We start from the raw sequence: 2830 nt of genomic DNA, 5'->3' as shown, positions 1-2830 counted from the left end.
TGATTATTGCAGTGAAAATGAGCCACTTATGCGGAGTTTTGAGCCAGTCATTGCGGAGGAAAGAGCCGCCCTTTGCGGAATGCAGGGCCACTATAAATAGAAAAAGGAAAAGCCTCCTGTATAATAACCTTGCATGCTAGCAAGCATGACATTATTATACAGGAGGCTTTTTTATGGTTAATTACCTAAAGATTCTGGAACTTCACTTTGAAGAAGTCAGTCAAAGAACGATTAGTTCTAGCACTGGGCACTCAAGGAATACAGTTTCAGATGTCATTCAACGTGCCAAAAAACTTGGCGTGGAAAGCTTGAATGACACCATGACCAATCCATGGCTAGAAGCGTTTCTCTTCCCAGAGAAACAGGCTGTTGAGAAAGGGTACTTCCCAATTGATTGGGAAAGAGTGCATAAGGAACTACAAAAGAAGAATGTGACCCTGTCTCTATTGCATCATGAGTATTCGACAGAGGCACGTGAAGGTGGAAAGATCCCCTATGCCTATCGTACTTTTTGTGAGAACTATGGGAAATATGCGAAAAAGTATAAACTTACCATGCCTATTCGCAGAAAACCTGGTGAAGTGATGGAAGTAGATTGGGCTGGTACTACATTGAAGATTAATGACCGTTCAACAGGAGAAACGATTCCAGCGTATGTTTTTATTGCGACCTTACCCTATAGTCAATTCAGTTATGTTGAAGCCTTTTTAGATATGAAATCAGCTAATTGGCTTATCGCTCATATTCATGCATTGGAGTATTTTAATGGAGTTCCTGAAACAATGGTTCCCGATAATTTAAAAACAGGGGTTACAAAAGCACATCGTCAAGAACCTCTTCTAAATGAAGCTTATCGTGAACTGGCAGATTATTATCGCACTGTCATTGTTCCTAGTCGTGTTAGAAGGCCAAAAGATAAAGCGAGTGTCGAAGGCACTGTTGGATATATTTCCAGGCAGATTATCGCTCCACTAAGAAACTATCATTGTTTTCATCTGGAAGATCTAAATCAGAAAATCTTTGAAAAGCTAGAAGAAATCAACACCATTGAATTTCAAAAGCGACCAGGTTCGCGTAAAAAGGTGTTTGAGGAAGAAGAGAAATCCTACCTTCAACAGCTTCCTCAAACAAGGTATAAACTGGCGGAATGGAGAACAGCTAAAGTTCAACTGAACTACCACATCCAAGTTGAACGAATGTATTACTCCGTTCCATATGATTATGTCCGAGAGAACGTCGATATACGACTAACCAAGGATTTAATTGAAGTTTACTTCAAAGAAGTACGAATTGCATCCCATAAGCGATTGGATGGTGATATTGGCCAGTTATCTACCAACTCTGACCATATGCCGGATAATCACCGGTTATATTTAGACCACAATCCTGAAAATAACCGTAAGTGGGCAGAAACAATTGGACCATCAATGACTAAATTTGTCTCTTCTATCTTGGAGATAAATGTGGAGAAAAAAGCATTAAATAGCCTCAGCACACTGAGGAATACAGCTAAAAAATACACAAATGAAGAAATAGAAAAAGCAGCAGAAACCTTACTTGAAATTTCAACAAACCCAACGGTTTCTGTTTTTAAAAGTGTCCTAGAAAGAAATAAGAAGAGAAAACAAAATAAGAAAGCGAATAATAGTAGGCCTCGCACTACATCAGATGACTATGGATTTGTCCGTGGAGCAAAATACTTTGGGAGGGAAACTAAATAATGAATCAAGAAACTTTACGTAAATTAATAGAAATGAAGATGGGTGCAATGGCGGAATTATATCAGCAGCAAAAGCAGAATAATGATTATAGGGACATGGATTTTGATGATAGATTCAACCTCCTGGTAGATTATGAATATGATAGACGTAAATCGAATCGACTTGAACGACTAATTAAACAGGCGACACTCAGTGAACCAACTGCAGCCATAGAAGATATCGAATATCATCCGGATCGTAATCTAGACAAGAATCAAATACTAGAGTTAGCAACAGGAAATTACATTCAGAATCACCATAACCTCATTTTAATGGGTGCATCCGGGAACGGAAAAACATGGATATCCAATGCCTTTGGGGTACATGCTTGTCGCCAATTTTATAAAGTGAAATATATAAGGTTACCAGAGTTACTGGATGAATTAGCTGTAGCAAAGTATGAAGCAGATGGCAGCTTCCGTAAGTTAATTCAGAAGTACAAAAAGATTGATTTATTAATCCTGGATGAGTGGCTACTAACAGAGCTCTCAGAGGAGAATGTACTACATGTGTTGGAGATTATTGAAGCAAGGCTCAAAAGAGCCTCTACTATTTTCTGTTCCCAGTTTTCACCAGAGGGATGGCATTCAAAACTAGGACAGGCACAAATAGCAGATGCGATTCTTGACAGAATCGTCCATGATTCATATAAGATTCTAGTTGATGGTGAAGTTTCGATGCGGGAACGTCATGGATTGAGGGTATCAAAATGATTCCACTAGAAGTTGAAAATCGTATAGCTAGATATTTTCTTCATAGGTATTTACCTGATGAGGTTCAGCAGGCTCTAGAGGAAAAACTATTACCCTCCTGCATTTGGAACGACGAAGAGGATATAGATGAGGAGGAACTAGTTCGCTGGGCTATTGAGATTATTGATAAGGAATTAAGAGATAAGAGATTTAAATAATAATATAAACAACCATTGGAGCCAGTGAAGTTCCAGTGGTTGTTTATATTATTAACTACTTTCATCAAAGTGGCTCTCACCCCCGCACTTAATGGCTCAGTTGACCGCAAACAGTGGCTCAAATCTCCACACTAATGGCTCAATCTCTCCGCAATACTCA

3 protein-coding genes are annotated in these 2830 nt (G+C 38.9%); all 3 read left to right on the top strand.

The features are described 5' to 3' along the window. The first annotated feature begins 173 nt into the window (after window positions 1-173). Genes istA through F6X55_RS02595 form a run of 3 tightly spaced genes read left to right on the top strand, consistent with a single transcriptional unit; the run spans window position 174 to window position 2670 of the window. On the top strand, window positions 174-1721 hold the full coding sequence (gene istA / locus F6X55_RS02605) for an IS21 family transposase (protein ID WP_153461836.1): 1548 nt from the start codon (window positions 174-176) through the stop codon (window positions 1719-1721). Next, window positions 1718-2473 (top strand): IS21-like element helper ATPase IstB, encoded by a 756-nt coding sequence (istB, locus tag F6X55_RS02600; protein WP_407701382.1) that lies wholly within the window; start codon window positions 1718-1720, stop codon window positions 2471-2473. The genes istA and istB overlap by 4 nt, the downstream gene beginning before the upstream one ends. Further along, window positions 2470-2670, top strand: a complete 201-nt coding sequence (locus tag F6X55_RS02595; RefSeq protein ID WP_053220033.1) for a hypothetical protein — start codon at window positions 2470-2472, stop codon at window positions 2668-2670. Before istB ends, F6X55_RS02595 begins: the two co-directional genes overlap by 4 nt. Window positions 2671-2830: the final 160 nt, after the last annotated feature.

Source organism: Sediminibacillus terrae, from assembly GCF_009602435.1.
GTDB lineage: Bacteria > Bacillota > Bacilli > Bacillales > Amphibacillaceae > Sediminibacillus > Sediminibacillus terrae.
This window is presented reverse-complemented; position numbering and strand designations above follow the sequence as displayed.

Coding starts and splice junctions, on each gene's coding strand:
- istA (WP_153461836.1), top strand. CDS start 174: ATGGTTAATTACCTAAAGATTCTGGAACTTCACTTTGAAGAAGTCAGT.
- F6X55_RS02595 (WP_053220033.1), top strand. CDS start 2,470: ATGATTCCACTAGAAGTTGAAAATCGTATAGCTAGATATTTTCTTCAT.